At 39.2% G+C, this 6,213-nt stretch carries 3 protein-coding genes; all 3 read right to left on the bottom strand.

Annotated elements, in window-relative coordinates; translation table 11 throughout:
• Positions 1–232: 232 nt before the first annotated feature.
• The 3 genes from AC07YT_RS24915 to AC07YT_RS24905 all read right to left on the bottom strand — a co-directional run bounded on the left by AC07YT_RS24915 (position 233) and on the right by AC07YT_RS24905 (position 5,999).
• The gene (locus AC07YT_RS24915) at positions 233–1,108 is read right to left on the bottom strand and encodes an ROK family protein (RefSeq protein WP_086547647.1); all 876 of its coding nucleotides are present in this window, start codon (positions 1,106–1,108) and stop codon (positions 233–235) included.
• Positions 1,109–1,177: 69 nt separating this feature from the next.
• Positions 1,178–3,445: a GH92 family glycosyl hydrolase gene (locus AC07YT_RS24910; RefSeq protein ID WP_086547648.1), complete on the bottom strand. Its 2,268-nt coding sequence runs from the start codon at positions 3,443–3,445 to the stop codon at positions 1,178–1,180.
• 109 nt (positions 3,446–3,554) lie between these two features.
• The gene (locus tag AC07YT_RS24905) at positions 3,555–5,999 is read right to left on the bottom strand and encodes a glutaminase family protein (RefSeq protein WP_086547649.1); all 2,445 of its coding nucleotides are present in this window, start codon (positions 5,997–5,999) and stop codon (positions 3,555–3,557) included.
• Positions 6,000–6,213: the final 214 nt, after the last annotated feature.

Raw genomic sequence — 6,213 nt, 5'->3', positions numbered from 1 at the left:
GAATATTATTGCAAACGAAAAATTTATTTCGATTTTTTTGAAGAAATAAACCAAAATAAAGCTAATTACACTAAAAACAAATGAGATACACACAAAAAAGGAGACATAAAATAGTGTCGCCTTGTGTTAAGGAGCAAAAAACTGCAGAATTAATTGATTAAATTACAGTTCTGCAGTTTTTTCTTAAATAATCCATTCCAAACAATGAGATTAGGGCTGTTAAAGCCTAATTTTAGGTCAAACTTAAATCACAACAGCTAGCCGCACCAATTAATGCAGCATGTTCTTTCAGTTCTGAGATTTTAATTTCTGTTTCAACCCCATTACCTTTAAGTGTTGCAATTAATTCAGGTGCAAAAGCACTAAACGATTGCGCAATATTACCGCCAACTATCACCGTATCAATTTTATGCTGCTTAATAACCGGGATTAAAAACTGCGCCAGGTTATAACCGAATTCCATAAAAACCATGGTTGCATGATGATCGGTATCTACAATTTCTACCAGCTCTTTAACGCCTGCAACTACTTTTCCGCTAAGTTGGTTAAAACGTTTTACGAACCAGCGCGTAGACAAGTAATCTTCAGCAATTCCGTCTAAAAATTCGGAGTTCCAGAGGTCAGCATCAAAGGCTTTATAATTGAGGCAAAGCGATGAACCAAGCCCGGTACCAAGCGTGAGGCCCAACACACTGGCATTTCCTTTGGCAGCGCCGGCAAAAACCTCACCTTGTAAAAAACCTGCGGCATCATTTATAAAGTGAATATTTTCTGCCGGGATATCCAATCTTTCAGACAATTCTTCTTTTACATTGATCTGGTAAAGTGATTTAAACTTTTCCTGATCTTTAATTAATGAAATACCTTCGCTATAATTAAAAGGACCTGGCATGGCAATCCCAACGTTCCGGGCACCATTTTTAATATTTTTAAAAGCCTTATTGATGATATCGCACCATGCCGATAAAATCACTTCCTTACTCTCCTGCGAATTCACAGGGCTACGTTTGATAGAATCTTTCACCAAAGTTCTTGTTTCTAAATCCACCAATGCGGCCGTAATATGCGAGCCACCAATATCTACACCTAATGCAACAGGCTTTTCCATTCTATATATATTTCTGTTATCTATTCTTTATTAATCTGAATTAATTCGCCAAAAGTAGCAATTCAATCTTTATTTACTGATTGAAAATGGCTTATCTTCTTCTAATAACCCTCTATTTAACGAAGGTTTAACATTCATCTCTAATTTTAACACCCCACCTCTTAATAAATCGCTATGGTTTATAAAATTTTTGGTATAATTTTTACCATTTAAGCTTGCCGATTTGATATAAACATTGGCAACATTATTGGCAGGCGCCTCTATGACGAATTTTTTGCCATTTTCTAAATTAATGGTCGTTTTTTTAAACATGGGGCTTCCTAAAACGTACTCCCCTGTTCCTGGTGTTACGCTATAAAACCCTAATGCACTTAACACATACCACGAAGAGGTTTGTCCCTGGTCTTCATCTCCCGGATAACCATTTTCTGTCGCATCGTACAGTTTATGCATCACCTCCCGGGCATAAAACTGTGCTTTCCAGGGTTGGTTGGCATAATTATATAAATAAACCATATGTTGTATGGGTTGATTTCCATGTGCATATTGCCCCATGTTGGCCATTACCATTTCGGTCATTTCGTGAATCATGCCACCATACGAACCTACATTTACTTTATTGGGTTCACTAAAAACAGAATCGAGTTTGGCGATGAAATTGTTGTTCCCTCCCATCAAATTAATTAAACCCCTGGTATCTTGAAAAACCGACCATTGCCAGTGCCATGCATTTCCTTCGGTAAAGGGGCCACCCCACTCGGTTGGGTCGAAATTTGGCGACCATTTTCCTGCGGCGTTCCTCCCTCTCATAAAACGTGTAGAAGCATCGTAAACATTTTTATAATTGAACATCGGTTTCTCAAAAACCTCCATATAATGTTTATCGCCGATCATTTTAGCCAAATAGTAAGCGCAAAAATCATCATAAGCATATTCTAATGTTTTAGCAGTAGCTTCCCTGTATTTTGGATAGGGAACATAACCCAATTGATTGTACTCGGTTACGCCATCCCTACCATTTGCCGGCCCCCAGGGTCCTTTGTTCATCGCCTCATGATAATAAGCGTCCAGCGCCTTTTTCGGATCGAATGTTCTGATTCCTTTTGCCCAGGCATCAGTTAGCAACGAAATGGCATGGTTACCAATCATGCTTCCTGCTTCGCTCGGGAAAGACCAGGACGGCAACCAGCCACATTGCTCATAAGCATCGAGCATGGCTTGCATATAACGACCGTGCATTTCTGGCTGCACCAGTGTGTTTAGTGGAAATTGCGCCCGGAAAGTATCCCAGAAACCTGTATCAGTAAACATATACCCATCATGAACTTTACCATCATACGGACTAAAATAATATGGTTTTCCGGCTTCATTTATTTCATAAAACTTTCTGGAGAACAGGCTTGCCCTAAAAAAGCAAGAATAAAAAGTTTCTATATCTGCTTTCGATCCGCCTTCTACTTCTATCTTACCAAGCGATTTATTCCATACCGCAGCAGCATTGGCTTTAGTATCTTCTAAAGTCTGATCATTGCCGAGTTCTCTTTTTAAATTCAGTTCGGCCTGTTGTAAACTGATATAAGATGAAGCGGTTTTCACCTGCACTTTTGCACCAGATTCGAACTGTACAAATGCACCTTTACCCAATCCTTCAGCTGAAATGGAATCTTTTGTAATGGTATTACCTTTGTTCTCCCAGGTGCCGTAAGATTTAATCGGTTGATCGAACCGGATTACGAAATAACTTTTCCAACCTCTTTTAAAACCTTCGCCATTGTTTACCCAGCCAGTGATTTTATTTTCTTTAGGATAGATCTGTACCCCACTTAACCTATTATACCCGTCTAAAATTAAAAAGCTCCTTTTGCCTTTTGGATAACTGAACCTGAGGTGCGCGCCACGTTCTGATGGTGAAATCTCGGTGGTGATATCATTTTCGAATGTTACTTTATAATAGTTTGGTTTAGCAATCTCATCCTGATGGCTAAATTTAGCCTCGCGTTTATCTTCATTTACAATCAGTTCGTCAACCATCGGCATTAAAGAAAATACCGCATAATCTCTCGTCCACGAACTGCATTGGTGCGCTTGCTGAAAGCCCCTGATTTTGTCTTTAAAGTATTGATATTTCCAGCCATCACCGTTTCTACCCGTTTGGGGTGTCCAGGTGTGCATGCCAAATGGCAGCGCAGTTGTTGGGTAAGTATTCCCTCGGGTGAGTTCGTGTTTGGAATTTGTGCCCTGAAGGGTGTTAACGTAGTGAACCCAATCTTTCTGCTGCGCCCGTAAGTTTTGGGTAACCAGGCAGCATAAAACGGATGCGATTAATTTAAGTTTCATTTGTTTGTGTTTATTCTTTCCAGCTGATATAACCAAAACCAGACTGTATATTATAAAAAACCGGCATTTGTTGGCGCAGTTACAGGCCTGCAAATGCTGATTTATATGATTATTTAATATTCCATTTATCGGCTAACATTTTGATGAAATAACCGCCAACAACACTTCTCGCCTGAAAGCCAGTCATTTTCCCATTGGTGGTTTCATGCCAGTCGCTCAGTGGCACTTTACTTTCTGTTTCAGTAGCAAAACGATAAATCGGAGTTATAAATTTTTGAAAATCTGCATCATTATCGGCCAAAGTAGCGGTCCACATAATCCAGTCAGACTTGGTATAGGTTCTGCGGCTATCCAATGGTAATCCGAAATCTTTTTGTTTGGTTAAATAAAAATTAATCTCCTTTTTATAAAGCGCTTTCGGAAACAGATCGAGTTTTAAAAGTTTATCCCAAACCAAATTATATTTCTGGCTCCAGGTATTTTTATTGTTAAAAGTTAGGGCATAATGATCGCCATCATCAGCAAGTTTCATCCAGTTTTGGACCATTTGTAAAGCAGCTGTGCGGTATTTTGTAGCCACATCGGCCTTGCCTAACGATTGCGCCATTTGCGCATATGCACCTAAAGCTACGATAGCTTTGACCGATAAATTCGAATTTCTGGCTAAATGTCCGGCAAAATCGTCGGTACACAATTGATTGGCCGGATCGAAACCTTCTCTTAGCAGGTAGTTTGCCCATACCGACATTACTTCCCAATGTTTCGCGGCATATTTTGCATTTCCTTCTGCCCTGGCAATGGCCGCGGTTAAGATGATCATATTGCCAGCCTCTTCTACAGGCATGTCTTCGCCATAGGTTTGGCCGTTTGCTAAAGGATAAGTACCTAAATCGTGTGCAGCGAAAGGTTTCTTCCATTTTCCACTTTCTGAATAGTAGAAAATACCATTTAACATGCCTTTTAACAATTCGGGATTGTAAACTAAAAATTGTGGTGCTGAAGGATAAGTTACATCCACTGTATTGATTGAGCCATTGCTAAAATTTTCTTTCGATAAGAACAGGATATCACCATTTGGGGCATACACGATTTTGTGCGCCGCGATAGCTTGTCTATAAGCCAGTTTACACATATCAGCATATTCTTTTCCTCCAGCATTTTCTGCGTCGGCATATAGTTTGGCATCAAAAGTGGCACAGCTGGTTTTTAACGAAGGATATTGGGCATTGGCCTCTGCCAGTTGATCTTCAAACTGCTGACTACCCGAAAGCCTCCAAACGGGTTGCAGCTTTTCGCCAAAATATTCAACCGATTTTAGGTCATCATAACCCAACATCATATATTTATCTACCGGGGTTGAAGAAACCGAACCAAAAGGAATGATACTGCTTAGGTTTAGGTTTTTCGAATTTAAAACCTGTGTTGGTGTTGGATATTTGGAACCAACAAAACTTTTTAAGCTTTCGTTCTGCGTAGCTATAAACTGAGTCGCATTAAACCTGGCAGGAACGGCCACGTATAAATAACCCCAATCGATACGCAGATCATCTCCCCTTTTCTTTAACACCGACTGCTCTACTGTCCCTGTTTTTAAGATAGAGAGGTTGTTTTTCGTACTCTTCCAGGCCGATACACTTTGGTTTGGTGTATTTACTGCCAGGCTTGATGATGCCCCAAAGAAAAGATCTACACTGTGCGCCCTGGTATCAGTAGATTTTACGGTATAATTGATATAACTGATTGGCCTTGCGGTTAATTTAATATCGTTGAGTAATAGCGGAGAGGTGAAACTTACCTGAAGTTCTACACTGCCACAGCTAAAAGTATATTTGGTCGTAGTAGTCTCGATGGACACATTGGTTTGGGTTGCGGGCGGAATTTTAACAAGATCTATATCTTCTTCTACAATCCCGGCATCTAAATGCCTGCCACCAGCAGTATTTTTGCAATGGATGGCCAATACATTTTTCCCTGTTTTTAAGATACCATCTTCAATGGGTAAGTATATATAATCAGAAACCCATCCATTTTTTTTGTAAATGACTTTACCATTTAAATAAACAATTACATTGTCATCGTGATTGAGTTTAAGGTATTTTTTTGTGGCCGATACATGGGTGATATCGAAGGTTCTTCTGAAATACAGGTCATCGCTATTCCATTTAGTTTTGGCAGAATGATCATCGCCAAAAGGGGCATCGGCTTTTTTCCAAGCGTTATCGTTGTAACTATTATTTTCCCAACCTGCTTCAGGTTTATCGAAATTGTAACTGGCCTGATATTTTAAAACATCAGCAGCTGGGAGTATTTCTGTAAAGGTTTTGCTTTCTTCGCCTAAAAACCGGTAAAACTTCCCGTCTACTTTAATAACACCCAGTAACGATTGCTCTTTGCCTGTCCAATGTTTAGTTACCGATTGGTTAAGCCCATCGCCAAAAGACCAAATACTGAAATAAGCATCATGTGTAATTAATGGATAAGCGGGTGCTTTATCTTGAGCTTTTACAATTAAATTAAAAAAAAGACAAAGTGCTGCTAAGGAAAGTTTTCTCATAAATTAATATTTGGTTTCATTGTAGTTGATAAAACGTTTTACCAATTTATCTGCCAAATACCTTATGCCAGGGCTGAATAAGCTGCGAAAGATAATGCTGGTTTAAATTGGATTTTTGTTTGTAAAAGGCTGAACAAAGTAAAACGTTTTACTAGTATCAATATTAGTAAAAAAATATACATTTTTCATCTCCCCAAATCGTAACATATAGGCT

The organism is Pedobacter sp. GW460-11-11-14-TSB4 (genome assembly GCF_059423705.1).
Note: the sequence above shows the minus strand (reverse complement) of the source record. Positions and strands in the feature narration are given on the sequence as shown.

What these genes read in the sequence shown, in the direction of transcription:
- AC07YT_RS24915 (WP_086547647.1), bottom strand. Translation starts at nt 1,108, where the DNA reads ATGGAAAAGCCTGTTGCATTAGGTGTAGATATTGGTGGCTCGCATATT.
- AC07YT_RS24910 (WP_086547648.1), bottom strand. Translation starts at nt 3,445, where the DNA reads ATGAAACTTAAATTAATCGCATCCGTTTTATGCTGCCTGGTTACCCAA.
- AC07YT_RS24905 (WP_086547649.1), bottom strand. Translation starts at nt 5,999, where the DNA reads ATGAGAAAACTTTCCTTAGCAGCACTTTGTCTTTTTTTTAATTTAATT.